The following is a 26,224-nucleotide window of genomic DNA, read 5'->3' as shown; positions in this document are numbered from 1 at the left end:
TCGCGAAGTCCCGCCGCAGCCCTGTCCCACTGGGCAAGCCGGACGAGTGTGGCTTTCTCGGGCGAGTAATGAGGTGCGGTTGTGATCATTTGTCGGCAGGATTGCGCCTCATGAAACTCATGATCACCGCTCTTACGGCCGCCGTCGCCGTCCTCATCTCTTCCGCTCCCGCCCAGGCGGCGGCCAAGAACCCCGTCGCGGCATTGAAAGCCCAGCTCGTGGCCGGGCATGGGGTGCGTTTCACGGACACCAGCGCGTTCGTCGGCAGCATCAACAAGGACCCGCTGGTCGTGCGGACCGGCAAGATCCGGTTCGGGAAGAAGGGGCTCACCGGCTGGGACATCACCGGCAAGTTCTCCAGTCCGCTGTACGACGGGCACAACACCACGCCCGAGCGGACGATCGCGATCGGTGACGTCGCGTGGGTGACGGGCGGGGACTTGGGCGAGAACATGCCGAAGGGCAAGACCTGGCTCAAGACCTACAGCAAGATGAACCTCACCACCATGAGCAGCTGGTTCGGCCAGGTGGTGAGCCCGGCCGAGCCGGCGACGCTCGCGGCCCTGGTGAAGAACGGGAAGCTCAGCGGGTCCACCTACCGCGGCCAGATCACCTTCAGCCAGCTCTTCAAGATCTCCCCCTGGTTCAGCAGCTCGATCCCGATGCGCAGCGACACCGAGGCCACCGTCACCTACACCCTCAAGGTCGACGGCAAGGGGCTCCCGAGCCGGCTGACCACCTCGTGGCAGGCCACGGACTTCCTGGACATCTCCTGGTGGGAGGGGAAGGCCGTCACGACCGACACCCGCTACACCGGCTGGGGCACCAAGGTCTCGATCAAGTCCCCGCCCGCGAACCAGGTCACCACCGACCTCAAGGACTGAGCCGGGTTCGCGGCAAACCTGCACTCCAGTAGGTGTTACGTGATCGTTACAGCCGATCGTCCACGTACGACGCCTTTTGGTTGTCTCACTTATGAGACGCCTCATGAGTAGCACATAGTCCTGGAGTAACCCTTGAATCCCCTCCCCCGGATGCTGGCTCTGGCCGCCCTGATCACCACAGTGGCGGCTTGTACCACGGAAGGAACGCCTGCCCCGGTGGCTCAGGCCGCCGCGACCCCAGTGCACGCAGCCGGTGCGGCCGCACCGAAGCGGGCCGTACCGAGGAGCCCGGTACAGAAGGTCGTGGCGAAGAAGGCCAAGCTGGAGATCGCCGACATCACCCCCGAAGGTGAAGCCAAGGAGAAGGTCGGTGTCGGTTTCCCCATCATCGTGACGTTCGACCGCAAGGTGACCGACCGGGCGGCGGCCGAGGCCGCACTGCAGGTGCAGGCGGACCGGCCGGTCGACGGCGCCTGGCGCTGGGTGACCGACCGCAAGGTCGTCTACCGCACCAAGACGTACTGGCGCCCGCACCAGAAGGTTCAGCTCAACGCCCGCTTGAGCCAGATTCCCGGCAACGAGGCCGCCAAGGACGTCAGCCGCCGCTTCGCCGTCGGCTACTCCAACATCTCGGTGGTCAACACCCGTAGCCACGTGATGAAGGTCAGGCGTGACGGCAAGCTGGTCAAGTCGATCCCGATCAGCGCGGGCCGCGGCGGCATGCCCAAGAACGGCGTGGACGTCTACCTGACCACCAGCGGCACCCATCTCACGATGAACAAGAAGCCCATGGAGACCATGACCTCGGCGTGGATGGGCGTCACCGACCCGAAGGACCCTCGCTACTACAAGGAGGAGATCCCGTGGGCGGTGCGCATTTCCGACAGCGGCGAGTATGTGCACCAGAGCGCCGGCTACTACCAGTATCTGGGCCGCTCTAACCAGAGCCACGGCTGCGTCCGCGCCACTCCGGCCGGCGCCAAGTGGTTCTACGGCATCGCCCAGCGCGGCGACGTCGTCAAGATCACCGGCACCAAGCGCAAGCTCGACTGGCGCAACGGCTGGAGCTACTGGCAGCTCAACTGGACCGAGTGGAAGAAGGGCAGCGCCCTCACCAAGACCACCGTCGCCAAGAGCTAGAGCTTCTCCAGCGGAGCGTAGGCGAGGAGCAGCGTCTTCTCGCCTCCGCTCCCGAAGTCGATCTTGACCTTGGTCTTCTCCGCCACCCCGTCCACCGAGACGACGGTGCCCAGCCCGAACGCGTCGTGCGTGACCCGGTCCCCCGGCGCCAGTGTGGGCACCACGCGGGCGCCCTTCTTCGGCGCCGCCGTCTGCGCGGGCTCGCGCCGGGTCGCCGCGCTCCACGCCGACTTCTCCGGCGGCGTGCGCCAGTCGAGTAGCTGCACCGGCACCTCGCTGACGAACCGCGAGGCCGGGTTGAACGACGGCGAACCCCACGAACTGCGTACCGCGGCCCGCGTGATGTAGAGGCGCTTCTGGGCCCGGGTGATGCCGACGTAAGCCAGCCGACGCTCCTCCTCCAGCTCCTTCGGCTCGCCCAGCGAACGGACGTGCGGGAAGACGCCGTCTTCCATCGCCGTCAGGAAGACGACCGGGAACTCCAGCCCCTTGGCGGTGTGCAGGGTCATCAGCGTGACCACGCCCTGCCCGCCGTCGGCTTCGGGGATCTGGTCGGCGTCGGCCACCAGTGACACCTGCTCCAGGAACTCCACCAGCGTGCCCTCGGGATTGGCCTCCTCGAACTCCGAGGCCACCGAGATGAGCTCGTTGAGGTTTTCCAGCCGGGACTCGTCCTGCGGATCCTCCGAAGCCTCCAGCTCGGCGCGGTAGCCGGTGGCGACCAGAACCTCCTCGGCGAGCGCCGACGGCGGCATGCCCTCGGCCTTGCCGATCAGCTCCTCGATCATCGCGACGAACTCGCGCACGGCGTTGAGCGACCGCGTCGCCATGCCGTACGCCTCGTCAGCCCTGCGCAGCGCGTCCCAGAAGGAGATGCGCTCGCGCGAGGAGAGCGCCTCGAGCATCGCCTCGGCCCGGTCGCCGATGCCGCGCTTGGGCACGTTGAGGATGCGGCGCATCGACACCACGTCGGCGGGGTTGGCCAGCACGCGCAGGTATGCCAGCAGGTCCTTGACCTCCTTGCGCTCGTAGAAGCGCACGCCCCCGACCACCTTGTACGGCAGGCCGGTGCGGATGAAGATCTCCTCGAACACCCGGGAGGCCGCGTTGGTGCGGTAGAAGACCGCCACGTCGCCGGCCTTGACGCCCTCGTCGTCGCTGAGCCGATCGACCTCCTGGGCCACGAACATGGCCTCGTCATGCTCGTTGTCGGCCACATAACCGACGATCTTGGGCCCGTCGCCCTGGTCGGACCAGAGGTTCTTCGGCTTGCGCGACTCGTTGCGGGAGATGACGGCGTTGGCGGCGGCCAGGATGTTCTGGGTGGAGCGGTAGTTCTGTTCCAGCAGGATCGTGCGCGCGTCGGGGTAGTCGCGCTCGAACTCCAGGATGTTGCGGATCGTCGCGCCGCGGAAGGCGTAGATCGACTGGTCGGCGTCGCCGACCACGCACAGCTCCGACTGGTCGGCGCCCGAACGGACCAGCTCGCCGTCGGTCGTGCGCAGGTCGGGGCGGCCCACCAGCTCCCTGATCAGGATGTATTGGGCGTGGTTGGTGTCCTGGTATTCGTCGACGAGCACGTGCCTGAACCGCATCCGGTAGTGCTCGGCCACGTCGGGGAAGAGCTGGAACAGCGTCACCGTGTTCATGATGATGTCGTCGAAGTCCATCGCGCCGGCCTCGGTGAGCTTGCGCTGATAGCTCTTGTAGGCCTCCGCGAGCACCTTCTCCAGGTGCGAGCCCGCCTTGTCGAGCGCGGTCTCGTAGTCGACCAGCTCGTTCTTGAAGTTGCTCACCTGGGCGGAGAACGACCGCGGCGGATAGCGCTTCGGGTCGAGGTCCATCTCCCTGCACACCATCGCCATCAGCCGTTGCGAGTCGGCCTGGTCGTAGATGGAGAAGCTGGAGGGGAACCCGAGCCGCTTGGCCTCGCGGCGCAGGATGCGCATGCAGGCGCTGTGGAACGTCATCACCCACATCGCCTTGGACCTGGGCCCGACGAGCCGGTCGATGCGCTCCTTCATCTCGCGCGCGGCCTTGTTGGTGAAGGTGATCGCCAGGATCTCGCCCGGATGCACCTCACGCTCGGCGAGCAGGTAGGCGATGCGATGGGTGAGCACCCGCGTCTTTCCTGAACCCGCCCCCGCCACGATCAGCAGCGGACCGCCGTGATGGATCACGGCCTCCCGCTGCTGCGGGTTGAGGCCATCGAGCAAGGGGTGGTCAACAGAGACTTGGGTCGGCACGCACCTAGGTTAAGACTCTCCACCGACAATCGGCGCCTCGACGGCTGGAATCCCCACCCCGGCTCCACCGATCGGACCCTGACGCCTGGGACCGCGGCCCCATCGATCGGCGTCCGGAATGCCCGCTACGAGCTGCTGGTTGTCGTCAATGGACAATCCGAAAGGGAGAAGATGCTGGCCGACAACGAGATCAACCGGGTACTTGTCGTGACCGCACATCCCGACGACGCCGACTTCGGCGCCGCGGGCACGGTGGCACTCTTCGTCGATCGGGGTGTCGAGGTCACCTACCTGCTGGTTACGGACGGCGACGCGGGCGGCAACGAACGTACGCTCGACAACACCGGCATGGCCGAACTACGCAGAACCGAACAGACGGCGGCCGCCAAGGCGGTGGGCGTCACGGACGTCCGCTTCCTCGGCCACGCGGACGGCACCGTGGTGCCGTCGCTGGCACTGCGCAAGGACATCGCCAGGGTCATCCGCCAGGTACGCCCCGACCTGGTGATCACCCACCACCCCGAGCGCAACTACCAGTTCATCGCCCCCAGCCACCCCGACCACCGCGCGGTGGGCGGCTCCACACTCGACGCCGTCTACCCCGACGCCCGCAACCCGTACGCCTTCCCCGAACTGGTCAAGGAAGAGGGCCTGGCGGCCTGGACGGTCCGCGAGGTCTGGCTCATGGGCGGCTCCACCCCCAACCACTGGACGGACATCACAGAGGCCATCGACCGCAAACTGACGGCCTTGCAGTCGCACGTCAGCCAGGTGGCCCACGTGGAGGGCTTCGCCGACTTCGTCAAGACCCGCTTCGCCTCATGGGCCGAACAGGCCGGCTTCGGCGAAGGCCACTACGCAGAAGCCTTCCAAACCGTCACCACAGCCTGACCCCCACCCCTGAACCGTCCCGAAAGGACCGCCTTGTCGGGGCCAACCGATCCCGGCGACCGGACCGTCCTGGAGGGCGGGCCATTCTCGGGGGCGGGCTGGCGATCTGAGCCGGGGCGCCCCGAGAGAGGTGGACTGCCGAAGTGGGTGCCGGGCTTACCCCTGGACCGTCGCGGCAGGTCGCTCTGAATCGTCCTCAAGCCCTCCGGGGGCTGGGCCGGCTGGGGAACGGGCCGGCTGTTGCGGGGGGCGGGAGCTGACGGTCTGGGGCGTTCTTGCGGCGGCCGGTCTCATTTGCTGGGTTGCGGCTGTTTTCCGGCGATTCGGGCGAAGAGGTAGCCGAGGGAGTTGGTTGCCAGGTGCAGCATGGTTGGGGCTGTCAGGCCGCCTCGGCGGCGTAGTTCGCAGAAGAAGACGCCGGCTGCGGCCGTTGATATGACGCTGCCCGCCACCACTCGTGCCGTGTCCAGGTGGCCTGGCGTCTCGCCGGCCGTCAGGGCGCCGAGCGCTGGGTTGGCGCGGGCCATGTCGATTGCCGGGAGAATGTGCCACAGCCCGAACAGGGCCGACGACACCGCCGTTGCCACGACGGTTCCGTGGGTGCGGCGGAGTGTGCCGTGCAGGACGCCGCGGAAGCCCACCTCCTCCAGGAGGACCGTGCCCAGGGGCACCTGGACCAGCGCCTCCTCCAGGACGCGTGCGCGCGACAGGGACAGGGCGCGGTCGTCCTGGAACAACGGGCGGGTGCGCGGCATCGCGACACCGGCCGTGTAGACGGCGGCGACACCCGCTGCCAGGGCGCCGCCGATCGCCGCGCCCCTTCGCCCGTGTTCGAACCCCAGCTCCTGCCACGGCACCCCGGACCGCCGCGCCATGACCACCAGGGCGGCGGTCGCGGCGGCGGAGGTCAGGGGCGCGAGCCGGGGCGCCACCCGGTTGTTCAGGACGTTGGCCACGGCCAGGACGGCGATCGAGCGAAGTAGCACCCCTGCAGGCTACGCCGCTCGCTATCCATTCCAACTGGTGAATATCGGCCATCCACGCTGACTCAGGCGAGAGTCCGCCGTGTGCTTGAACCACCCACCCACCCGCGCGCCGAAGTCGGCGCCATTTGGCCAGCGTGGGCACGGGCACGAGTGTGGGGTGTGGGCACGGGCGTGGGCGTGGGCGTGGGCACGGGCATCGTGGGTTCGGACCTAGCGGAGTCCAGACCATCGCGATCGGACCGACACGATCGGACCATCGTGTCGGACGGACACACCCGGACTGTCACGTCCCGACCGTCACATCCGGACCGTCACATCCGGACCGTCACGTCCAGACCGACAGGGCCCGGGGTCCGCGCCATCCGGGCCTGCGCGATCAAGGCATGTCCCGCCTACGCAGGCCAGGTCGTGGTGCGCGTCGTGTGCCGCTAAGTGGCGGCTGGGCTGCGCCAGCCTAAGGGGAAGCGGGAGCGGCGGCGTTCCTCTGGGGTCAGGCCGCCCCAGATGCCGTCCGCCTCCCCCGCGCTCAGCGCGTACGAGCGGCAGTCGGTCAGGACCTGGCAGGTGGCGCAGATCGCTTTGGCTTGCGCCTCCTGTGGGGCAGAGGGCGCGAGCGGGAAGAACAGCTCAGGATCGCTGGATCTGCAGGCGCCCCCGCGCAGCCAGCCGATCTCTCCCAATGGCATGGGGCAACGGTATGCCGACGTCATGATCGGCCGCATCATCCTTTGGGTTGACACGCGAGTACATCCCCAGCCGCAGCTTCTCAGCAGGCGGCCACGCCGCCTTGGACGCCGTTGGTGAAGGCCTGCTGGCGTTGTTCGGCCGTGCCGTGGGCGCTGGGGTTGAGCCAGTCGTCCGTGGGGTCGCCCGCCGCCTCCAGGTTGCGGAACAGTTCGTCCTCGTCCCCCGGTTCCACCCGCAGCGCGCCCGCGTTGACCAGCGACGCCAGCGTGCCGCCCGCGTAGCAGTCGGCCTGCAGCTCCGCCTGTACGTTCAGCTCGAAGCCGGCCCGTAGCTGCGCCTGCACCGAATGCCCGAACTCGTGGGGAATGATCAGGTAGACCGAGCCGTCCCCCATGTCGGTCCAGAGCGACTCCATCCAGTCCTGGTCATAGGCGATGAAATGGCCGGCAGGGCAGTAGAAGGCGTTGTTCGGTACGGCAGGCTCGCCGCCGCAGCTCGGCCCGGACGTCCCGGAATAGGGGACGAAATCGGAAATAGGCCGGTAAGTCCGGCCGAGGGTGCTGAACTGCTGCTTCCAGAACGCCTCCGTCAGCTCCCGCGCGGTCCGTACGTCACCCTCGAACGTGTCGGCCCCCGAAGTGTCCAGGGAAGCCGGCCGGGACAGCCCGCACGCGGCCAGGAGGAGCACCAGGACAACGGCCAAGGATCGTCGCACAGGCATCACACGTCCCAAGTGTGCACCGGCTCGTTGCCATGCATGCGTTCTATGTACTCAAGCGTCATCGCCCGCAGCGCCTCGTGCCGGTCTCCGCCGTGCGCCTGTACTCGTTCGACCTGCCAGGTCGACCCGGTACGGCCGGACAGGCACCGGCCCTCGATGACCCCGAGCAGCCGGTCGGCCACGGGCCGGTCCACGCCCCACTTGCTGAGCCCCTCGTAGGCCATCGGGAGCAGGCGGCGCAGGATCAGCTCCCCGGCGGACACCTCGCCCAGGCCCGGCCAGTAGAGGCGCGCGTCGAGGCCGTGCCTGGCCGCGCTGTTCAGGTTGTCCTCGGCGGCGGCGAACGACATCTGGCTCCAGATCGGCCGCTCGGCATGCGGGAGTACGGCCATCAGCCCGTAGTAGAAGGCCGCGTTGGCCGCGATGTCGACCACGGACGGCCCGGCGGGCAGCACCCGGTTCTCCACCCGCAGGTGCGGGGCGCCGTCGGCCACCGCGTACACCGGCCGGTTCCACCGGTAGATCGTGCCGTTGTGCAGGGTCAGCTCGTGCAGTTGCGGGATGCGGCCCTGTTCCAGCTCGGCCCGTGGGTCCTCGTCGTCGCAGAGTGGCAGCAGCGCCGGGTAGTACAGGACGTTCTCCTCGAACAGGTCGAAGACGCTGGTGATCCACCGCTCGCCGAACCAGACGCGCGGCCGTACGCCCTGGGCCTTCAGTTCGGTGGGACGGGTGTCCGTGGCCTGCTCGAACAGTGTGATCCTGGTCTCGCGGTGCAGCTCCTTGCCGAACAGGTACGGCGAGTTCGCGGCGACGGCCACCTGCGGCCCGGCGATGGCCTGGGCGGCGTTCCAGTGCGCGGCGAACTGCTCCGGGCTGACCTGCAGGTGGAGCTGCACACTGGTGCACGCGGCCTCGGGGGTGATGCTGTCGGCGTGGGTGTCGAGGCGTTCGATGCCCTCGATCGACAGGTGCAGGTCCTCACCGCGCGCGGCGAAGATCTGCTCGTTGAGCAGCCGGTAGCGCGGGTTGGCCGACAGCGCCCCCTCGCCGATCTCCTGCTCGCGCAGCGTGGGCAGGATGCCGATCAGGACCAGGTGGCCGCCCTCGGACTGGGCGCGCTCCTCGCCGTGGTTGAGCCGGGCCCTGACGTCGTTCTCCAGCCTGAGCGGCCCGTCGCCGCCCAGCTCCTGGGGCTCGATGTTGATCTCGATGTTGAACTGGCCCAGCTCGGTGGCCCAGTCGGGCTGCTCGATCGCGGCGAGCACCGCGGCGTTGCACATGGCCGCCTCGCCCGCCGCGTCCACAATGTTGAGCTCGATCTCCAGCCCGGCGAGGGGCCGGTCGCGATCGGCCTCGAAGCGATCCTCGCGGAGCATCTGGGCGAAGACATCAAGGCATCGCCGCACCTTATCCCGATATTTCCGTCGATCGTCTCGGCTGAACACGACGACCGGTACGTCCCTGCCCATTCTGGAAATGTCGCATGCCAGAGCCAACTAAGCCAGCACCCCGGCCTCCGCATAAGAGAAAACGCGGGCTAGACGAGCCGCCTGGCGGTGGCCCAGCGGGACAGCTCGTGCCGGTTGGACAACTGGAGCTTGCGCAGCACCGACGACACGTGCGTCTCGACCGTCTTGACCGAGATGAACAGCTCCTTGGCGATCTCCTTGTAGGCGTAACCACGGGCGATCAGCCGGAGCACCTCGCGCTCGCGCTGCGTCAGCGAGTCGAGCTCGGGATCGATGGACGGCGCCTCCGACGAGGCGAACGCGTCGAGCACGAAGCCGGCCAGCCGCGGCGAGAAGACCGCGTCGCCGTCGGCCACCCGGCGGATGGCGTCGGTCAGCTCCTTGCCGCTGATGTTCTTGGTCACGTAGCCGCGGGCGCCGCCTCGGATGACGCCGATCACGTCCTCGGCCGCGTCGGACACCGACAGCGCCAGGAAACGTACCTGCGAACCGGCGCCGAGCACCCTGCGCAGCACCTCCTGCCCGCCGCCGCCGGGCATGTGCACGTCGAGCAGGACCACGTCGGGGGTGAGCTCGGCGATCGCCTTGACCGCCGTCTCGACGTCCTCGGCCTCGCCGACGACCTGGATGGAGTCGCCCAGCTCGGCCCGTACACCGGAGCGGAACAGCCGGTGATCGTCGACGATCAGCACCCTGGTCATTGCTTCTCCACCTTCATCGTCAACATCACTTCCGTTCCCTCACCGGGCTCGGAGCGCACCCTGGCGGCGCCACCGTGACGTTCCATTCTCCCGATGATGGACTCCCTGATCCCCATTCTGTCGAGAGGCACCGTGTCCATGTCGAATCCCTTGCCACGGTCCTTCACGAAAATCGTCACTTCTTCGCCCTCTACCTCCGCATATACGGAAATAGACGGACTTTCAGAGTACTTGGCGGCGTTGACCATCGACTGCCGCGACGCCTTCAGCATGGCGGCCAGCTTGCCGGCCGGGTCGAGTTCGATGTCGCCCACGCAGACCACCTCGATCGGCACGCCGTGCGCGTCCTCCTCTTCCGCGGCGATCCTCCGTACGGCCGCGGCCAGTGTCGCGTCGGCGTCCTGGGCGGGCTGGTAGAGCCAGTTGCGCAGGTCGCGCTCCTGCGCGCGGGCCAGCCTGGTGACCTCGCGCGGGTCGTGCGCGACGCGCTGGATCAGCGTGAGCGTATGCAGGACCGAGTCGTGCACCATGGCCGCGACCTCGGCCCGCTCCTCCGACCTGATGCGCTCGCGCCGCTCGAGCTGGAGTTCCTTCCACAGCCCCGCGAGCCAGGGCGCGGCGATGACCGCCAGCCCGCCGACCACGACGACGGTGAACATCAGGCCGGGCTTGGCCTTGGACAGCTCCCCCTGGGCGGCCAGGAAGCCCGCCGCGCCGATGACGACGAGCACGATGCCGAGCAGCGTGCGCACCCGGTTCTTCCTGATGCTCTTGGTCGCCCCGCTCATCCAGTTCCGGCGGCGTTCGGGATCGGCCTGCTGCCACAGGATGATCGCGCCGATGCCGCCCACAGCGAACGGCAATATGCCGATGCCTCCCTTGGAGGCACCGGTCAGCCAGCTCGCGGCGGACAGCGCAACACCGATCGCGCTGAACGCCGCGAGCTGGCTCCAGTCGCGCTGTGGCGACTGCTGCCCCTCGTGCGGCTTACGGGGCGTGATCATCCAGAGCACCGCGTAGGCCACCACGCCGACTCCGTCAACCACGCTGAGCAGCACGAACATCAACCTGATCACGACAGGATCAAGCTTCAGCTGAGCCGCGAGCCCTTGTGCAACGCCGCCGAGCAGCCGGCCCTCCATGGGGCGCATCATCCGGCGGTACGGCGCGTCGCCACCGGGTTCGGCAAGAGTCTTCTGGTCAGCCATAACATCGCCATCGTCACATGTCGCGTGCGTTGGTGACATCAGGGAACAACCCCCGGGTCGGGTCAGGGGTCTCCCGGATGGAGATCGCCGCCGGGTGGGGCCACGATAGTGACATGACAGAAGCACCGCCGAAGAGACCGGCCGCTCCGCCCAGCGCGCTGCGACGCAGCAGCGAGGGGCGCTTCCTCATGGGAGTCTGCGCCGGACTCGGGCGGCACACCGGGATCGACCCGGTGGTGTTCCGCGTGGGCTTCACGGTGCTGCTGTTCGGCTCCGGGGTGGGGCTGTTCCTGTACATCGCGGCGTTCCTGCTGATGAAGGAGCCGAACGGGCGGCCCGGTTACATCGAGCAGTGGACCCGGCGCGACTTCGCCGCCGACACCGTGATGGCGCTGCTCGCGGCGGTGCTCGCGGCCGGGCTCGGCATCAACCTGGCGTCGGTCTGGCTCGGCACCGGCACGCTGGTGGTCGGCATGATGCTGGCCATCGGGCTGCTCGCGGCGCACACCAGCGGCGTGGACCTGCTCGGGCTGGTCCGGTCGATGCCCGAGCGGCTCAACCGCCGTCCCCCACAGGGCGAGCCCGACCCGTTCCTGTACGACTTCGCCCACTCGCCCATCCCGAGCCCCACCGCGCCCACGGCGGGCTTTCCGCGATCCCGCCCCGCCGACTCGTACGCGCGCGAGCCGGTGACGGAGCCCGCGCCGCCCGTCGGCCCCGAGCCGCCGACCGCCCCGACGCGCGTCAACCCCGTCGCCGCCGATGCACCGCTCGACGAACCGGCCACCGCCCGGGCTGAGCCATATCCGGAGCCGACTCAGGAGCCGACCCGGGATTCGTCTCAGGAGGCGCCGTTCCAAAGGCCCGCCGGCGAGACGCCGCCGCCCGCCGCGCCGCGCTTCCGAGCCGAGCCGAAGACCGCCGTCGCCTACGGCGAGCCGTTCGCGCCAAGAGGCCCCTACCAGCCGCTCGACCCGAGCAGGCGGCCCGGCGGCTACTCACCGTACGACCCCGCCCTGTACGGCCGGCCGACGCCCCCGTCCCCGCCCCGCCGGAAGCGGCCCAGATCGTTCATCGGCGCCATCACCATGTTGCTGGCCATCATCATTGGAGGGATCGTCGTGGCGGTCCAAGCCAGGTCCGCCTCGGGGGTCAGTCCCACCCTGGTCGGCGGCGCCGTACTCGTCACCATCGGCGCCGGGCTGCTCATCGCGGCCTGGTGGGGCCGCGGCGCGGGACTGGTCGCGATCGGCACCATGGTCGCGCTGCTGATCGGCCTCGGCCTGATGCTCGGGGACCTGCCACGGAATGTCGGCGACTTCGTCTGGCGGCCGACCACCGTGGCGGAGGCGAGCAAGCTCTACGACGTAGGCGTCGGGGACGGCCGGCTCGACCTGTCCGAACTCAAGCTCACTCCGGGCACCAGCCTGACGTTCAACGCCAAGGTCTCGATCGGCGAGCTGACGGTGATCGTGCCGCCGACCGCCAGGGTCGAGGTGCACGCCAGCAACAAGGTCGGCGACATCAAGGTGGACCAATCACTCAGAGGCGGCGTCGACGTCAAGTTCGACAAGGTGCTGGAGCCTGACACGCGCCCGAAGGGCGCCGTCTCGACCATCGTGCTGAACCTGAGGGGCGGCGTCGGCGACATGGAGGTGCGACGTGCAGCGTGAGGTCGACAAGCCGCGCAGCGTCCACAGGACCGACTGGATGGCGCTGCTGAGCGGCACGCTCTTCGTGGTGCTCGGCATCCTGATCCTGACCCGGGCGATCACGGACCCCCTGGTCCTGGTGTCTCTCGTGATCGTGGGACTGGGCTTCGCGGGCCTCGTGGCGGTAATCGCGCGGGTGATCCGCGGCAAGTAACCCTTGACCGGGAAAAACACGAGCGTACGTTGGCTTTGTCCGCGTTTCCCGCGCTCCTCTGGGGAGGACGTATGCCTCGGATAGCCGTCACCGTCGACGGAGTCAAGTACGAGGAGGAAGTCGAGCCGCGACTCCTTCTCGTTCACCTGCTACGAGAACGTCTGGGCAAGACCGGCACCCCGGTCGGCTGCGACACCAGCAACTGCGGCGCCTGCACCGTGATGCTCGACGGCAAGAGTGTCAAGAGCTGCTCGGTGCTCGCCGTACAGGCTGACGGCTGCGACATCGTCACCATCGAGGGCCTGGGCGCCAACGGGTCGATGCACCCGATGCAGCAGGCCTTCCACGAGGAACACGCCCTGCAGTGCGGCTACTGCACGCCCGGCATGGTCATGGCCGCGATCGACCTGCTCAGGGACAATCCGGACCCGTCGGAGGACGCCATCAGGGAGGGCCTGGAAGGCAACCTCTGCCGGTGCACCGGCTACTGCAACATCGTCCGCGCGGTACGGCGGGGCGCACAGGAGATGGGCCAGGCGGTGAGGACGCCGTGACCGAGGTCGGCAAGGCGAGGAAGCGCAAGGAGGACGCGCGGCTCCTGACCGGGCGCACCCAGTGGACCGACAACCTGCGGCAGCCGGGGATGCTGCACGTCATGTTCCTGCGCAGCCCGATGGCGCACGCGCGGATCACCGGCGTCGACGTCTCGGCGGCACGCGACCTGCCGGGTGTCGTGGCGGCGTTCAGCGGCCAGGACTTCGCCGCCGAACAGGGCAGCCTGCCGTGCGCGTGGCCGGTGAGCGAGGACATCGTGATCCCCGATCACCCCCCGATGGCCGTGTCGGAGGTGCGTTACGTGGGCGAGGCCGTCGCCTGCGTGGTCGCCACCGACCGCTACCTGGCCGCGGACGCGCTGGAGGCGATCGAGGTCGACTATGAGCCGCTGCCGGCCGTACTCGACATGAACGAGGCGCTCGCCCCGGACAGCCCCAAGGTGCACGAGGCGGGCAACCAGGCGTTCACCGTGAAGATCACCTCAGGTGACGTCGAGGCGGCCTTCAGGGACGCGCCGGTGGTCATCGACCGGACCTACATCCAGCAGCGGTTGATCCCGAGTGCGATGGAGCCGCGGTCGGTGCTCGCGACCACCGACGGCGACTCCTTCACGCTCTGGTCGGCCACGCAGATCCCGCACGTCCTGCGCGTCATGCTGGCCGTGGTGACCGGCATCCCCGAGCACAAGATCCGGGTGATCGCGCCCGACGTCGGCGGCGGGTTCGGCTCCAAGCTGCAGGTCACCGCCGAAGAGGTGCTGTGCCTGCTGCTCACCAAGCGGCTGGGCAAGCCGGTCAAGTGGACGGAGTCCCGCTCCGAGGGCAACCTGACCGTGCACCACGGCCGCGACCAGATCCAGCATCTCAGGCTGGCGGCCGAGGCCGACGGGCGGATCCGCGGGCTCCAGGTGGAGCTGCTGGCCGACATGGGCGCCTACCTGATGCTGGTCACGCCCGGCGTGCCGCTGCTCGGCGCGTCGATGTTCAACGGCATCTACAAGATGGACGCCTACGAGTTCGGCTGCACGGGCGTCTTCACCACGAAGATGCCGACCGACGCCTACCGCGGCGCGGGCCGCCCCGAGGCGACGTACGGCATCGAGCGGATGATGGACGAGCTGGCCGCCGAGCTCCGCCTGGACCCGCTGGAGGTGCGGCGGCGCAACTGGATCAAGCACGAGGAGTTCCCGTTCACCACCATCTCCGGGCTGACCTACGACTCGGGCAACTACGAGGCGGCGACAGACAAGGCGATGGCGCTGTTCGGCTACGACAAGCTGCGCGCCGAACAGGCCGACCGGCGTGACCGGGGCGACCCGGTCCAGCTCGGGATCGGCGTGAGCACGTTCACCGAGATGTGCGGGCTGGCCCCGTCCAGGATGCTCGGCGCGGCCAACTACGGCGCGGGCGGCTGGGAGCACGGCTCGGTACGCATGCTGCCGACCGGCAAGGTCGAGGTCGTCACCGGCAGCTCCCCGCACGGCCAGGGACACGTGACGGCGTGGAGCCAGATCACCTCCGACGCGCTCGGCGTGCCGTTCGAGGACATCACGGTGCTCCACGGCGACACGGCGATCGCGCCCCGGGGCATGGACACCTACGGCTCGCGCTCACTGACCGTCGGCGGCATCGCCGTGCTCAAGGCGTGCGACAAGGTCAAGGACAAGGCCAGGAAGCTCGCCTCGCACATGCTCGAATGCTCGCCCGACGACCTGGACTTCGCCGAGGGCGTGTTCAAGGTGAAAGGCACCGACTCCCAGAAGAGCATCCAGGAGCTGGCCTACGCCGCGTTCACCGCACACGACCTGCCCGAGGGCGTCGAGGCGCGGCTCGACTCCGACGCCACCTTCGACCCGGAGAACTACTCCTTCCCGCACGGCACCCACCTGTGCGCCGTGGAGGTGGACACCGAGACCGGCATGGCGAAGATCCGCTCGTACGTGGCGGTCGACGACGTGGGCAAGGTGGTCAACCCGCTGATCGTCGAGGGCCAGATCCACGGCGGCATCGCGCAGGGCGTCGCGCAGGCGCTGTACGAGGAGGCCGTCTACGACGCGGAGGGCAACCTGCTCACCACCACGATGGCCGACTACCTGCTGCCGACGGCGATGGACCTGCCGGACTTCGTCACCGACAGGACCGAGACCCCGGCCACCAGCAATCCGCTGGGCGCCAAGGGTGTCGGCGAGGCGGGCACGATCGCCTCGACTCCGGCCGTCGTCAACGCCATCGTCGACGCGCTGCGCCCGCGCGGCGTGCACGACATCCAGATGCCATGTACACCCGAGCGGATCTGGAGGGCGCTGCGATGATCCCGGCTCAGTTCGACTACGTCCGCGCAGGCTCGCTCGGCGAGGCCGTCCAGGAGCTCGCCGCCGACGAGGACGCCAAGGTCCTCGCCGGCGGGCAGTCGCTCCTCCCGCTGCTCCGGCTCCGGCTGGCCTACCCGTCGAAGCTGGTCGACGTGGGCCGCCTGCCCGAGCTGACGGGCGTGCACGACCGTGGCGACCACGTCTTCATCGGCGCGATGGCCACGCACGACGAGGTGATGCGCTCCGGCGTGGTCAACGCCGACTGCCCGCTCGTGGCGCTCACCACCACGAAGGTCGCCGACCCCGCGGTGCGGCACCGCGGCACGTTCGGCGGCTCGCTGGCGCACTGCGACCCGGCGGGCGACCTGCCCGCGGTGGTCCTGGCGCTGGAGGGCGTCTTCGTGACCAGGTCGCCGGAGGGCGAGCGGGAGATACCCGCCGCCGAGTTCTTCGTCGACTACCTGGAGTCGGCGCTGCGGCCGGGAGAGATCCTGGTCGGGGTGCGGATCCCGAAGCTCGGCGCCGGCTGGGGCTATCACTACGAGAAGTTCCACCGGACCGCGCAGTCGTGGGCCATCGTCGGGGTGGCCGCGGCGGTCAAGCGTTCCAACGGAGCGATCGAGGAGGCGAGGATCGGCCTGACCAACATGGGCCCGACGCCCGTGCGGGCCCGCGCGGTCGAGACCGCCCTGCGGGGTGTCCAGCTCGGCGATCAGGTACGGCAGGCGTGCGAGGAGGCGGCGGCCGACACCTCGCCGCCCTCCGACCTGCACGCCCAGCCCGACTATCGCCGGCATCTGGCCAGGGTGCTGACCCATCGCGCGATTCTGAACGCCGCCGGATCCCCCTGACCGGTTCGAGGGGGCACCTCTTCCGGGGTGCCCCCTCTCAGACGTAATGTCGCAAACAGACGGGGCGCAGTGACGGGAGAGGAGCGGATCGATGGCGATGCGGTTCGAGCACGAGTTCAGTGTTCCGGTGCCGGTCGAGCAGGCGTGGGCCGTGCTGCTCGACGTCGAACGGGTCGCCCCGTGCCTGCCGGGGGCCTCGCTCGACATCTTCGAGGGCGACGAGTTCACCGGCCGGATGAAGGTCAAGGTCGGTCCGATCACCGTGACCTACCGCGGCTCGGCCAGGTTCGAGAACGTGGACAAGGACGCTCACACGCTTACCCTCCAGGCGTCGGGCAAGGAGGCCCGCGGCGCGGGCACGGCCTCGGCGACCGTCAAGGCCACGCTGACGCCCGGCGACGGGTCCACCGCGGTCTTCGTCGAGACGTCGTTCAACGTGACCGGCCGGCCCGCCCAGTTCGGGCGCGGGGTCATGGCCGAGGTCGGCGCGAAGCTCATCGACAGGTTCGCGGGCAACCTCGCGCAGCTCCTGGCCGAGCCCGCCCATGAGGCGCCCGCCGTACCTCAGGAGGAGGGGCCGCGGCTGAGCGCGGTGCCCAGTCCCGAGGAGGACGTCCGGCCCGCCGGGACGCTGCGTACGTCGCTCACGCCCGACGAGGAGGCGCTCGACCTGCTGGAGATCGCCGGGACGCCGCTGCTGAAGCGGCTCGCTCCCGTCGTCGGGGCGCTCGCGGCGCTGCTGTTCATCGGCTGGTTGATCAGACGCCTCATGCGCTGATTCAGCAAAAAGACCATCAAGTCCGGACACTTCACTCGGAGCCGGGGAAGTTCATCCCCACATGTCTTATTTCGAGGGACCTTCGGGGAGATGGCATGCCGGACTGCACCGTTGTCATCATCACCTACAACGACGCGGCCCGCCTGCCCAGGGCCGTGCGCTCGGTACTCGGCCAGTCGCTGCGCGACCTCGAAGTGATCATCGCCGACGACGCGAGCACCGACGACACGGCCCGGGTGGCGGGCGAGCTCGCGGGGAGCGATCCACGCGTCCGCTACCTGCGCAGGCAGACCAACAGCGGCGGCTGCGGCGCGCCGCGCAACGACGGTCTCGACGCGGCGGCGGCGCCGTACGTGATGTTCCTCGACAGCGACGACGAGCTGCCCAGGCACGCCTGCAAGAGCCTGCTCGGCGAGATCGAGCGGACCGGCGCCGACTTCGTGGCCGGGCAGATCTCGCGGCTGTACGAGAGGAGCGGGCGGCTGGCGCCCTACTACCCGTCGCTGTTCGCCAGGCGGCGGGTCGTGGCGGGCATCCGCGAGGAGCCCGAGCTGTTCCTCGACTCCTTCAGCACCAACAAGCTCTACAGCGTGCGCTTCCTGCGCGAGAACGGGCTGCGCTTCCCGGAGGACATCCACTACGAGGACCACGTCTTCGCCGCCGGGCTGTACGCCATGTCGCGCCGGTTCGCGGTCGTGCCCTGGGTGGTCTACCACTGGCACCGCGCATCCGACGACAGCTCCATCTCGCTCAACATCAAGGAGCTGGACAACGTACGGCACCGTGTGGCGGCGGCCCGGCTGAGCGACGACCTGCTGCGGGCCCACGACGCCGGGGACCTGGTGCCCGCCAGGCAGCACCGTTTCCTCAGGCAGGACCTGCGTGTGTACCTCAACCCGCTGCCCAGGCGCGATCGGGCGTGGGTCAGGGAGTTCGTCTCGATCGTCCGGCCGTACCTGGAGGAGGTGCCGGCCGAGGCGTTCGAGCGGATCGAGCCGATGGCCCGGGTCTGCTGCCGGCTCATCCTCGACGACCGGGTCGACGACCTGATGGTGGCCGCCCGGTCGCTGTCCTACCCGTGCGCCGCCCCGCGGACCGCGGTACGGCACGCGGGCCGTACGTACTGGGGCACGACGGTCACGCCCGGCATGGACATCACCCGGCTGCGGATGGCCGAGCTGCCCTACACCGCGGCCCGGCTGCGGCACGAGGTGACCGAGATCGCCGCCGACGGCGAGCGGATCCGAATGGTCGTGCACTCCTACGACCCTTTTGGGATGCTGCCCAGCGAATGGGCGGCCTTCCTCCAGCTCGGCGGCGAACGCGTCCCCATCAGGCCCGTCCCGTCCGGTGACGGCGGGTACGTGAGTGAGATCACCTTCACGCCCGCGGACTCGTGCGATCCGCGCATCGGCTTCACCAGGATCTCCGACGGCCGCACCACGACCGACCGGCTGATGGCCCCGCCCACCATGGAGCCGATCGCGCTGCGGGGGCGCACGATCACCGCCGAGGGCAACGCCGCGTACCTGCACGTGCGCGCGCCATCGGCCCCGTCGCTGCGCCAGAGAATCAAGCGCCGGCTGATGAAGCGGCTCAGCACGCCGGCCATGAAACTGCGCTTCTACAAGGCGGTGATCCGCCTGCTCCCGCCGCGCCGCAACCTGGCCCTGTTCGAGGCCGACGTCGGCAAGGGCTACACCGGCAGCCCGCGCGCCATCTACGAGGAGCTGCGGCGGCGGAACCTGCCGATCGACGTCGTCTGGTCCGTGGCCAGGGACCGGGCGAACTTCCCCAGCGACACGCGGCTCGTCCGCCGCGGCGGCTGGCACTACGTGTGGCTGCTGGCCCGTGCGGGCATCTGGGTCGACAGCCACGGCTTCCCCCTCAACTATCCGAAACCGCCCGGAACCCGCTATCTCCAGACTTGGCATGGCCAGGGCATCAAGTCGGTCGGCTTCGACGCGCCCGACCTGCGCGCCGACTTCGACCGGCCGCGCGACGAGTGGCGCGCCGCCGTCGCCCGCTGGGACGCGCTCATCTCGCCGAGCGCCGAGTTCTCGCGGATCTTCCTGCCGTCCAACGGCTACCGGGGCTGGGTCCTCAGGTACGGCACGCCGCGCTGCGACGCGCTGGTGCGCCGGGAGACCAGGCACGACGTCATGGCCCGGCTGGAGATACCGCCGGGCAGGAAGACCCTGTTGTACGCGCCCACCTATCGCGACCGGGCCAAGAACAGCGGGCGGTCGGTCCGGGCGGACCTGGAGCTGATGGCCGAGGAACTGTCCGGCGAGTGGGTGCTGATCCTGCGGACGCACCCGGTGGAACGTTTCAGGATCCCGCAGCACCTCAGGCACTTCGTCCGGCCCGCCGGGTCGTACCCGGAGATCAACGACCTGATCCTGGCCTCGGACGCGCTGCTCACGGACTACTCGTCGGTGATGTGCGACTACGCGCTGACCGGCAAGCCCATGGTGTTCCTGATCGACGACTGGGACGAGTACCGGCTGACCGAGCGGGGCGTCTACCACGACCTGCCGGCCATCGCCCCCGGGCCGTGCGTCACGACGACCGAGGAGGTGGTGGCGGCGTTGCGGGAGCTGCCGGCCGTACACGCGGCCTATGCCGAGCGGTACGCGGCCTTCCATCGGTTGTGGTGCGCCGACGAGCGGGGGGACGCCGCCGCGCGCGTCGTGGACGCCTTCTTCGGGCACCGGGCGGCGTCATGACCGTGATGTTCGCGTGCATGGACGCCGACACGCTGGGCGGCATCCAGCAGGTGACGCACACGCTGGCGCAGGGGCTGGCCGGACGCGGCTACGACGTGCACGTGGTCGGGCTGCACCGGGCGGCGGCGCCGTTCCGCTACGTCGAGGCGCCGCGCTACCGGCACCACGTGATCAGCCCGGAGCCCGTGGGACCGCAGAGCCCGCGGGCCCGCCGGCGGGCCGACGAACGGCTGGCCGCCCTGCTCGGCCCGATGCGGGCCGGTTTCGCGGTGCTGACCTCGCCGGGGGTGGTGACCCGGCTGACGTCCCTGCTGCCCCGCTCGCTGCGTCCGGTGGGGCAGTACCACGGCTCGTACGAGCACGCCCGCGGCTGCTGGCACCTCGGCTCGATCAGTCGGCACTACCCCAATCTCGACCAGGCGGTCTTCCTCAGTGAGGACGACGCCTGGCGCTTCTCCGAGGACGCGCTGCTGCCCAACACCTGGACCCTGCCGAACCCGCTGGCGCGCTGGCCGCTGGCGGTGTCCGAGCTGGACACTCTCAGGGTGCTGGGAGTGGGGCGGCTGGAGGGGATCAAACGGTTCGACCGGCTCATCAGCGCGTTCGCCAGGGCCGCGCCGCCGCCGCCGTGGGAGCTGCACCTGATCGGCGACGGCGCCGAGCTGGAGCGGCTGCGCGCGCACGCCGTACGCGAGGGCGTCGGGGACCGGGTGGTGTTCAGAGGCCGGGTGCCCGCCGCCGACATGCCGGGCGAGTACCTGAAGGCGGCGGTCGTGGGGATGAGCAGCGAGCACGAGGGGCTGCCCGTCGTGCTGCTGGAGTCGGCGGCGCACGGGGTGCCCGCAGTGGCGTTCGACGTGTCGGGCGGGGTGCGGTCGGCCGGGCCGGTGCTCGTCCCGGCCGGGGACGTGGCCGCGTTCGGCGTGGAGCTGGCCCGGCTGATGGGCTCGGTGCGCGAACGGCGGCGCCTGGGCGCCGCCGTTCGGGCACGGGCCGGCGCCTTCCGGCTCGACCACGTCCTGGACCGCTGGGAATCCCTGTTCGCCCACCTGGCGCGGTGAGCCCGGCGGTTACCCCGCGCGCTGGGCCAGCTCGGGCGACTCGTTGCGCGGCTGCGGCACCCCGGCGAGCACCTGCTGCGTCGAGGTGAGCAGCGCGGCGACCGGGCTCGGCTCGCGCAGCCGGTTGATGCGGTCGCGCATCGCCTTGCGCATCCGGCCGGCGCGGCGCTTCTGCATCGTCCTCTGCAGGGACAGCACGTGCTCCTTGGCCGCCGCCGGCGCGCCGGTGAGCTCGTACCCGTTGGCCTGGAGCCGGGCGCCGAGCACCTGCTCGCACAGCGCGATCTCCCAGCCGTCCAGCCGGCTGGTCCAGCTCCCCACCCTGCTCCGGGTGACCTCCTCGTGCGTGTTGCGGTGCCAGACCTTGTGCGGCGGGACCGCCACCTGGGCCGCCTCCCGCGGTGACACCATCATCGGGTCGAAGTCCTCGTCGAGGAAGTGGCAGAGCTTCTTCATCTCGGTCGCCGGGTCGTCGGTGAGGTCCTCGTACCGCAGCTCGTAGTAGGAGTCCTCGGGCATCGTCCGCCTCAGCTTGTTGCCCGCGTCGATGGCCTCGGCCCAGGTGGAGATCGCGTGGAAGGAGTCCAGCGTGTACCAGGGCATCTCCTTCAGCGACGAGACGCAGTCGCGACCGTCCCTGATCAGGTGGACGAACTGGGCGTCCGGGAAGAGCCTGAGCAGCATGTCGACCTGCTTGACGTAGCTCGGCCGCTTGTCTCCCCAGCGGGGCTTGTCGAACCGGTCGGCGTACATGCGGAAGGTGGTGCCGATCACCGAGCCGAGCGACCCGGGCCCCTCGACGACCTGCCGGACGTAGTCGTCCTTGGCGAGCTTGAGCTCGTGGAACTTGGTGCTGCGGTCGCTGGAGATCCACTGCGCGAGCGCGCGGCGGCGATCCTCGACGCGCAGGTCGCCGAACGTCCGCCGCCGATGGTAGGCCGGCACCAGGAACCTGGTCTCCGGCGCCACCGCGATCCGCGGGTGCGAGTGGAGCATGAGCTGCAGCATCGTGGTGCCGGAGCGCGGGCACCCGACGACGAAGATGGGCCGGTCTGACATGTAAAACCCCCGAAAACTTAGACGAGAACGTGCTCTCGGCTCCCCTTGGAGGGCACGCGGTGCTTGCGTATGAAAAGCCACATCCGGCGGACGAGGACGACCTCATTGGCCAGCAGCAGGACGCTGGCGACCGCGGAGATCGGGATCAGCGCCACGGGTCCCAGAAGCGGCGCGACCACGAACACAGCGGCGTGGAACTCGATGCCGCTGATCAGGTGAGAACGGATCCGGCGGCGGGCCATGGCCTTGTTGATCCGCCGTGTGAGACGACGTCTGCGGCTGAGCGGTGGCCGCTGGCGCGGCACCCACACCTCGACCTCGTCGTCCTCCGCCTGGCCCGCGCCGTCCGCATCCGCCTCCGTCTCCGCCTCGGCGCCGGTCTCGGCTTCGGCCTCAGCCCGGACCGTCTCGCGGACCCGCCTCATCTGCGGCGCGTTGACGTACCTGATCAGGTCGACCACCGCCACCGCCGCGCCCATGACGACGTATCCGACGTCGCCGGTGATCGCGTACTGTCCGTAGGCGAGCCCGGCGGCGCAGAACACCACCCTGATCCGGTCACCGAGGTAGTCGAGCCACAGACCGAAGGGCGTCCCCGAGCCCTTGAGCCGCGCGATCTTGCCGTCCAGGCAGTCCACCATGAAGCTCAGGTAGAACATGGCCGCCCCCGCGGCCAGCCGGTCCATCGCCAGAAAAGTGGCCGACACCATGCCGAGGACCAGTGACAGGACCGTGAGCTGGTTGGGCGTCAACCGCGTGCGGTTGGCCACCAGCAGAGCGGCCCGGCAGGCGACCGGGTCCACGAAGTACACGGTCCACCAGGAGTCTCTCCGCTTGCGTGTCGCGTAGACGTCATCGAGCGAATAGGTCCTCATGGCTTCCAAGCATGGCGACGCGCCGTCGTGTTCCAATTACTCTCTGGAACTACTGGGTGATGTCCATGCAGGTTCTTGACCATCCTGGCACCGACAGCCGCCAGACCTTCTGCGCCTCACCTTCGCGAAAGCACCCTTTCAGCGCCAGGCCGCACAATTCCACCCGGGCATGCAGCCGCCAGCTCGGGCCGCCCTTTTCGAGCAGCCCCGGGTCGATCGCCACCTGGACACCCCGCTCGCCCGTACGCTCCACGTCCAGCATCACCCGGCGCTCGCCGTCGGCCAGCCACATGTCGACCCGGGTCGGCTGCTGCGGCACCCGGTGGATGTACACCTCGCCGCGTACCTCGAATCGGTCCCCCGTCCAGTCGCACTCGTCGACCGTGGCCACCAGCTTGAGCTCTTCACTCGCCTCGAAGACCGCGTCGGGGATCTTGAGGGTCCGGTCGCGGAAGTAGGGGTAGTCGCCGTACCAGCCGACCTCGTGCGGCAGGATCGGGGTGCCGTTGACCGCCTCGCGCCTGAACCTGCGTACCTCCCGCAGCTCCTTGACCAGGCCGCGGCTCAGCAGGTGGAGTTCGAGCCTGCGCAGCGACGCCACCGAGCCGAGCGCGACGGGGCTCATCCCGGCCATCCACTGCTCCGAGAGTTCGAGCAGCGGCCCGATCTCGTCGTCCTGGCAGTACTCCAGCGCCTGGAACAGGAAGAGGAGGTCCTTCTCCAGCACCAGGCCGTCGAAGGCGTCGATGAGCTGGGGCGCCTTCTCCTCGAGGAAGGCCCGGACCGCCCGGATGGCGGTCAGCCGTTCGGCCAGGTTCGACAGCTCCGCCCGCCGCTGCGTGATGGAGCTCTCCCCCTCCTCGCGCTTGCGCCAGTGGTAGACGATGTCGGGCAGCACGTCGACGCCCGTCGCCAGCACGTGCGCCCGCATGCTGAGCGGCACGTCCTCATAGATCCCCGCCGGGAACTCCAGCCCGTGCTCGTGCCAGAAGTCCTTCCGGTAGACCTTGTTCCACACCGTGCGGTCCCTGATCAGGACCTGCCGGTCCAGGATGTGCGAGCGCGGCACATGCCGCCTGAACACCTTCTCGTGCAGCGACGACACGGCCAGCTCCCCCTCCTTCATGCGCAGCACCCCGCCGCACGCGAAGTCCGAGCCGCTCTCCCGCAACGACCCGACCAGCAGCTCGTACGCCTTGGGCGGCACGACGTCGTCACCGTCGGCGAAGGTCAGATAGGTGCCGCGGGCCCGGCGGATCCCCGCGTTGCGCGCCGGACCAGGGCCCTGGTTCGGCTGGTCGAACAGGACGAAGCGCGGATCGCGGTCGGTGAACTCCCGCGCCACCCGCACGCTTCCGTCCACGGAGCCGTCGTCGACCAGGATGACCTCGATGTCCTCCAGCGTCTGCGCCGCCAGGGACTCCAGGCATTCGGCGATGTACGGCTCCACGTTGTAGATCGGGACGACGACGCTGAGCATGGGCGTCATACCGAGAAGCTCCCTTGGGTCGGGGTTGGGGTCGAGGGCAGCATGCCTCGCTCATCACCCCCGCACGACCTTCGCTACCGCCCCCTGATCAGCTCTTTGCCGGATGAATCCGCTACGTTGTGCAGTCAGTCGAGCGCGCTGAGTAGGGAGACGCCGTGCTGAGAGCCGTACACGACCATGAGCTGCCCGCCATCCGCCGATGGCGCAACCACCCGAAGGTGCGGGCGGCCAGCTTCACCACCCACGTCATCGCCGAGGACGAGCACGCCCGGTGGTGGGCCTCGGTAAAGGACGACCCGGCCACCCGCGTGCTGATCTACGTCCACGACGGGACCGTCGCGGGGGTGGTGACGTTCTCCGGCCTCGACCCCGGCTCGCGGAGCGGCGAGTGGGGTTTCTACCTCGATCTGGCGGGGCTGGAGCGGTCGGGCGCGCTGCTGCCGGCCTGGATCGGGCTGGAGCGGTCGGCCATCGACCACGCGTTCGGCCCGCTGGGGCTGACCACGCTGCGCGGACAGGTGCTCGCCGGCAACGAGGCGGCCAGGAGGCTGCACCGGCGCTTCGGCTTCGCCGAGGTCGCCGTCCACCCGCGCGACATCGACGGCGTCCGCCGGGACGTGGTCACCGTGCAACTCACCAGGAAGGACGACTCATGGAGGAAGGACGACAGCGCATGATCTCCATCGCCGGGCGCGCGATCGGGGCGGACCAGCCTCCCTTCGTCATCGCCGAGATGTCGGGCAACCACAACGGCCGCCTCGAGCAGGCGCTGGCCATCGTCGACGCGGTGGCCGACAGCGGCGCCCACGCGCTGAAGCTGCAGACCTACCGCCCCGACACGATCACCGTCGACGCCGACGGCCCCGCCTTCCGCCTGGCCGACGAGCACGAGCTGTGGGGCGGCGAACGCCTCTACCAGCTCTACGAGCGGGCCCACACGCCGTGGGAGTGGCACGAGCCGATCTTCGCCAAGGCTCGCCGGCGGGGGCTCATCCCGTTCTCCTCGCCCTTCGACCCCACGGCCGTCGAGCTGCTGGAGAGCCTGGACGCCCCGGCCTACAAGATCGCCTCCTCGGAGATCGTGGACCTCCCCCTGATCAGGCTCGCCGCCGCCACGGGGAAGCCGCTGATCCTCTCCACCGGCATGGCGTCGATCGGCGAGATCCACGCCGCCGTGGCGGCCGCCCGTGACGCGGGCTGCGCCCAGCTCGCCGTGCTGACCTGCACCGCGACCTACCCCGCCGCGCCCACCGAGAGCAACCTGCGCTCGCTGCCGCTGCTCGCCGGGCTCACCGGCGCGGTCGTGGGCATCTCCGACCACACGCCCGGACTCGGCGCCGCGCTGGCGGCGGTCGCGCTCGGCGCCTGCCTGATCGAGAAGCACGTCACCGTGGACCGGGGCGACGGGGGTGTCGACTCGGCGTTCTCGCTGGAGCCCACCGAACTCGCGGCGCTCGTGGTGGAGAGCGAGCGAGCCTGGCAGTCGCTGGGCAGCGCGGTCATCGGGCCGCGGGCCTCCGAGAGCGAGGGGCTCCGGTTCCGGCGGTCGTTGTACGTCGTACGGGATGTGCGGGCGGGCGAGCCGGTGACGGAGCAGAACGTCCGCTCCATCCGGCCGGCCGGCGGGCTGCCTCCGGCGGCGGCGGCGCAGGTGATGGGCCGCCGCTTCGCCAGGGACGCCACGGTCGGCACACCGTTGACCTGGGACCTGGTCTGA

The 26,224-nt window shown here is 69.5% G+C and carries 23 protein-coding genes; 13 read left to right on the top strand and 10 right to left on the bottom strand.

The genetic code is table 11. The features are described from left to right. Positions 1-110: 110 nt before the first annotated feature. Positions 111-884: a hypothetical protein gene (locus KLK06_RS00910; protein ID WP_214633319.1), complete on the top strand. Its 774-nt coding sequence runs from the start codon at positions 111-113 to the stop codon at positions 882-884. A 132-nt stretch (positions 885-1,016) separates the two neighbouring features. Next, entirely contained in the window at positions 1,017-2,024 is a 1,008-nt protein-coding gene (locus KLK06_RS00905; protein WP_214633317.1) for a L,D-transpeptidase, read from the top strand. Here KLK06_RS00905 and pcrA read toward each other — a convergent pair. Continuing rightward, positions 2,021-4,240: a DNA helicase PcrA gene (gene pcrA, locus KLK06_RS00900; protein ID WP_214633899.1), complete on the bottom strand. Its 2,220-nt coding sequence runs from the start codon at positions 4,238-4,240 to the stop codon at positions 2,021-2,023. The genes KLK06_RS00905 and pcrA overlap by 4 nt on opposite strands. A 201-nt stretch (positions 4,241-4,441) precedes the next feature. Between pcrA and KLK06_RS00895 the strand changes: the two genes are divergently transcribed. Continuing rightward, on the top strand, positions 4,442-5,161 hold the full coding sequence (locus KLK06_RS00895; protein ID WP_214633315.1) for a PIG-L deacetylase family protein: 720 nt from the start codon (positions 4,442-4,444) through the stop codon (positions 5,159-5,161). A gap of 290 nt (positions 5,162-5,451) precedes the next feature. Here the strand turns inward: KLK06_RS00895 and KLK06_RS00890 are convergent, their stop codons facing one another. The 6 genes from KLK06_RS00890 to KLK06_RS00865 all read right to left on the bottom strand — a co-directional run bounded on the left by KLK06_RS00890 (position 5,452) and on the right by KLK06_RS00865 (position 10,933). Further along, positions 5,452-6,147 carry a CPBP family intramembrane glutamic endopeptidase gene (locus KLK06_RS00890; RefSeq protein WP_214633314.1) on the bottom strand — a complete coding sequence of 232 codons (696 nt, stop codon included), beginning with the start codon at positions 6,145-6,147 and terminating at the stop codon, positions 5,452-5,454. A gap of 428 nt (positions 6,148-6,575) precedes the next feature. Continuing rightward, a complete protein-coding gene (locus KLK06_RS00885) occupies positions 6,576-6,833 on the bottom strand; it encodes a WhiB family transcriptional regulator (protein WP_214633312.1) in 258 nt (85 codons plus the stop codon). 80 nt (positions 6,834-6,913) lie between these two features. Beyond that, positions 6,914-7,555: a neutral zinc metallopeptidase gene (locus KLK06_RS00880; protein ID WP_214633311.1), complete on the bottom strand. Its 642-nt coding sequence runs from the start codon at positions 7,553-7,555 to the stop codon at positions 6,914-6,916. Further along, on the bottom strand, positions 7,555-8,931 hold the full coding sequence (locus KLK06_RS00875) for a glutamate--cysteine ligase (protein WP_250904723.1): 1,377 nt from the start codon (positions 8,929-8,931) through the stop codon (positions 7,555-7,557). Before KLK06_RS00875 ends, KLK06_RS00880 begins: the two co-directional genes overlap by 1 nt. A 161-nt stretch (positions 8,932-9,092) precedes the next feature. Continuing rightward, complete coding sequence (locus tag KLK06_RS00870; protein WP_214633309.1) at positions 9,093-9,725, bottom strand: response regulator transcription factor; 633 nt, start codon at positions 9,723-9,725, stop codon at positions 9,093-9,095. After that, positions 9,722-10,933, bottom strand: a complete 1,212-nt coding sequence (locus tag KLK06_RS00865; RefSeq protein WP_214633308.1) for an ATP-binding protein — start codon at positions 10,931-10,933, stop codon at positions 9,722-9,724. Before KLK06_RS00865 ends, KLK06_RS00870 begins: the two co-directional genes overlap by 4 nt. A 113-nt stretch (positions 10,934-11,046) precedes the next feature. Between KLK06_RS00865 and KLK06_RS00860 the strand changes: the two genes are divergently transcribed. The 8 genes from KLK06_RS00860 to KLK06_RS00825 all read left to right on the top strand — a co-directional run bounded on the left by KLK06_RS00860 (position 11,047) and on the right by KLK06_RS00825 (position 21,084). Next, positions 11,047-12,606 (top strand): PspC domain-containing protein, encoded by a 1,560-nt coding sequence (locus KLK06_RS00860; RefSeq protein ID WP_214633307.1) that lies wholly within the window; start codon positions 11,047-11,049, stop codon positions 12,604-12,606. Continuing rightward, complete coding sequence (locus tag KLK06_RS00855) at positions 12,596-12,799, top strand: hypothetical protein (protein WP_214633306.1); 204 nt, start codon at positions 12,596-12,598, stop codon at positions 12,797-12,799. Before KLK06_RS00860 ends, KLK06_RS00855 begins: the two co-directional genes overlap by 11 nt. A gap of 71 nt (positions 12,800-12,870) precedes the next feature. Beyond that, positions 12,871-13,353, top strand: a complete 483-nt coding sequence (locus KLK06_RS00850; protein ID WP_214633305.1) for a (2Fe-2S)-binding protein — start codon at positions 12,871-12,873, stop codon at positions 13,351-13,353. Beyond that, positions 13,350-15,665: a xanthine dehydrogenase family protein molybdopterin-binding subunit gene (locus KLK06_RS00845; protein ID WP_214633304.1), complete on the top strand. Its 2,316-nt coding sequence runs from the start codon at positions 13,350-13,352 to the stop codon at positions 15,663-15,665. The genes KLK06_RS00850 and KLK06_RS00845 overlap by 4 nt, the downstream gene beginning before the upstream one ends. Continuing rightward, positions 15,662-16,516 carry a xanthine dehydrogenase family protein subunit M gene (locus tag KLK06_RS00840; protein ID WP_214633303.1) on the top strand — a complete coding sequence of 285 codons (855 nt, stop codon included), beginning with the start codon at positions 15,662-15,664 and terminating at the stop codon, positions 16,514-16,516. Before KLK06_RS00845 ends, KLK06_RS00840 begins: the two co-directional genes overlap by 4 nt. A gap of 91 nt (positions 16,517-16,607) precedes the next feature. Then, positions 16,608-17,294 carry an SRPBCC family protein gene (locus tag KLK06_RS00835; protein WP_214633302.1) on the top strand — a complete coding sequence of 229 codons (687 nt, stop codon included), beginning with the start codon at positions 16,608-16,610 and terminating at the stop codon, positions 17,292-17,294. Positions 17,295-17,389: 95 nt separating this feature from the next. Then, entirely contained in the window at positions 17,390-20,023 is a 2,634-nt protein-coding gene (locus KLK06_RS00830) for a CDP-glycerol glycerophosphotransferase family protein (RefSeq protein ID WP_214633301.1), read from the top strand. Further along, the gene (locus KLK06_RS00825) at positions 20,020-21,084 is read left to right on the top strand and encodes a glycosyltransferase (RefSeq protein WP_214633300.1); all 1,065 of its coding nucleotides are present in this window, start codon (positions 20,020-20,022) and stop codon (positions 21,082-21,084) included. Before KLK06_RS00830 ends, KLK06_RS00825 begins: the two co-directional genes overlap by 4 nt. A 9-nt stretch (positions 21,085-21,093) precedes the next feature. Here KLK06_RS00825 and KLK06_RS00820 read toward each other — a convergent pair whose 3' ends face one another. Genes KLK06_RS00820 through KLK06_RS00810 form a run of 3 tightly spaced genes read right to left on the bottom strand, consistent with a single transcriptional unit; the run spans position 21,094 to position 24,507 of the window. After that, entirely contained in the window at positions 21,094-22,143 is a 1,050-nt protein-coding gene (locus tag KLK06_RS00820) for a sulfotransferase (protein WP_214633299.1), read from the bottom strand. Positions 22,144-22,160: 17 nt separating this feature from the next. Beyond that, positions 22,161-23,018 (bottom strand): CDP-alcohol phosphatidyltransferase family protein, encoded by an 858-nt coding sequence (locus KLK06_RS00815; protein WP_214633298.1) that lies wholly within the window; start codon positions 23,016-23,018, stop codon positions 22,161-22,163. Positions 23,019-23,067: 49 nt separating this feature from the next. Further along, positions 23,068-24,507 (bottom strand): glycosyltransferase family 2 protein, encoded by a 1,440-nt coding sequence (locus tag KLK06_RS00810; protein ID WP_214633297.1) that lies wholly within the window; start codon positions 24,505-24,507, stop codon positions 23,068-23,070. Positions 24,508-24,662: 155 nt separating this feature from the next. Between KLK06_RS00810 and pseH the strand changes: the two genes are divergently transcribed. Beyond that, positions 24,663-25,184 (top strand): UDP-4-amino-4,6-dideoxy-N-acetyl-beta-L-altrosamine N-acetyltransferase, encoded by a 522-nt coding sequence (gene pseH / locus KLK06_RS00805; protein WP_214633296.1) that lies wholly within the window; start codon positions 24,663-24,665, stop codon positions 25,182-25,184. Then, entirely contained in the window at positions 25,160-26,224 is a 1,065-nt protein-coding gene (gene pseI, locus KLK06_RS00800; protein WP_250904722.1) for a pseudaminic acid synthase, read from the top strand. Before pseH ends, pseI begins: the two co-directional genes overlap by 25 nt.

The sequence above is a fragment of the Nonomuraea sp. NEAU-A123 genome, from assembly GCF_018603905.1.
Classification (GTDB): Bacteria; Actinomycetota; Actinomycetes; order Streptosporangiales; family Streptosporangiaceae; genus Nonomuraea.
This window is presented reverse-complemented; position numbering and strand designations above follow the sequence as displayed.

Excerpts from the sequence above, each read along its gene's own strand:
- KLK06_RS00910 (WP_214633319.1), top strand. The coding sequence starts at position 111 with ATGAAACTCATGATCACCGCTCTTACGGCCGCCGTCGCCGTCCTCATC.
- KLK06_RS00895 (WP_214633315.1), top strand. The coding sequence starts at position 4,442 with ATGCTGGCCGACAACGAGATCAACCGGGTACTTGTCGTGACCGCACAT.
- KLK06_RS00885 (WP_214633312.1), bottom strand. The coding sequence starts at position 6,833 with ATGCCATTGGGAGAGATCGGCTGGCTGCGCGGGGGCGCCTGCAGATCC.
- KLK06_RS00880 (WP_214633311.1), bottom strand. The coding sequence starts at position 7,555 with ATGCCTGTGCGACGATCCTTGGCCGTTGTCCTGGTGCTCCTCCTGGCC.
- KLK06_RS00875 (WP_250904723.1), bottom strand. The coding sequence starts at position 8,931 with ATGCTCCGCGAGGATCGCTTCGAGGCCGATCGCGACCGGCCCCTCGCC.
- KLK06_RS00870 (WP_214633309.1), bottom strand. The coding sequence starts at position 9,725 with ATGACCAGGGTGCTGATCGTCGACGATCACCGGCTGTTCCGCTCCGGT.
- KLK06_RS00865 (WP_214633308.1), bottom strand. The coding sequence starts at position 10,933 with ATGGCTGACCAGAAGACTCTTGCCGAACCCGGTGGCGACGCGCCGTAC.
- KLK06_RS00860 (WP_214633307.1), top strand. The coding sequence starts at position 11,047 with ATGACAGAAGCACCGCCGAAGAGACCGGCCGCTCCGCCCAGCGCGCTG.
- KLK06_RS00850 (WP_214633305.1), top strand. The coding sequence starts at position 12,871 with ATGCCTCGGATAGCCGTCACCGTCGACGGAGTCAAGTACGAGGAGGAA.
- KLK06_RS00840 (WP_214633303.1), top strand. The coding sequence starts at position 15,662 with ATGATCCCGGCTCAGTTCGACTACGTCCGCGCAGGCTCGCTCGGCGAG.
- KLK06_RS00835 (WP_214633302.1), top strand. The coding sequence starts at position 16,608 with ATGGCGATGCGGTTCGAGCACGAGTTCAGTGTTCCGGTGCCGGTCGAG.
- KLK06_RS00830 (WP_214633301.1), top strand. The coding sequence starts at position 17,390 with ATGCCGGACTGCACCGTTGTCATCATCACCTACAACGACGCGGCCCGC.
- KLK06_RS00825 (WP_214633300.1), top strand. The coding sequence starts at position 20,020 with ATGACCGTGATGTTCGCGTGCATGGACGCCGACACGCTGGGCGGCATC.
- KLK06_RS00820 (WP_214633299.1), bottom strand. The coding sequence starts at position 22,143 with ATGTCAGACCGGCCCATCTTCGTCGTCGGGTGCCCGCGCTCCGGCACC.
- KLK06_RS00815 (WP_214633298.1), bottom strand. The coding sequence starts at position 23,018 with ATGAGGACCTATTCGCTCGATGACGTCTACGCGACACGCAAGCGGAGA.
- KLK06_RS00810 (WP_214633297.1), bottom strand. The coding sequence starts at position 24,507 with ATGACGCCCATGCTCAGCGTCGTCGTCCCGATCTACAACGTGGAGCCG.
- pseI (WP_250904722.1), top strand. The coding sequence starts at position 25,160 with ATGGAGGAAGGACGACAGCGCATGATCTCCATCGCCGGGCGCGCGATC.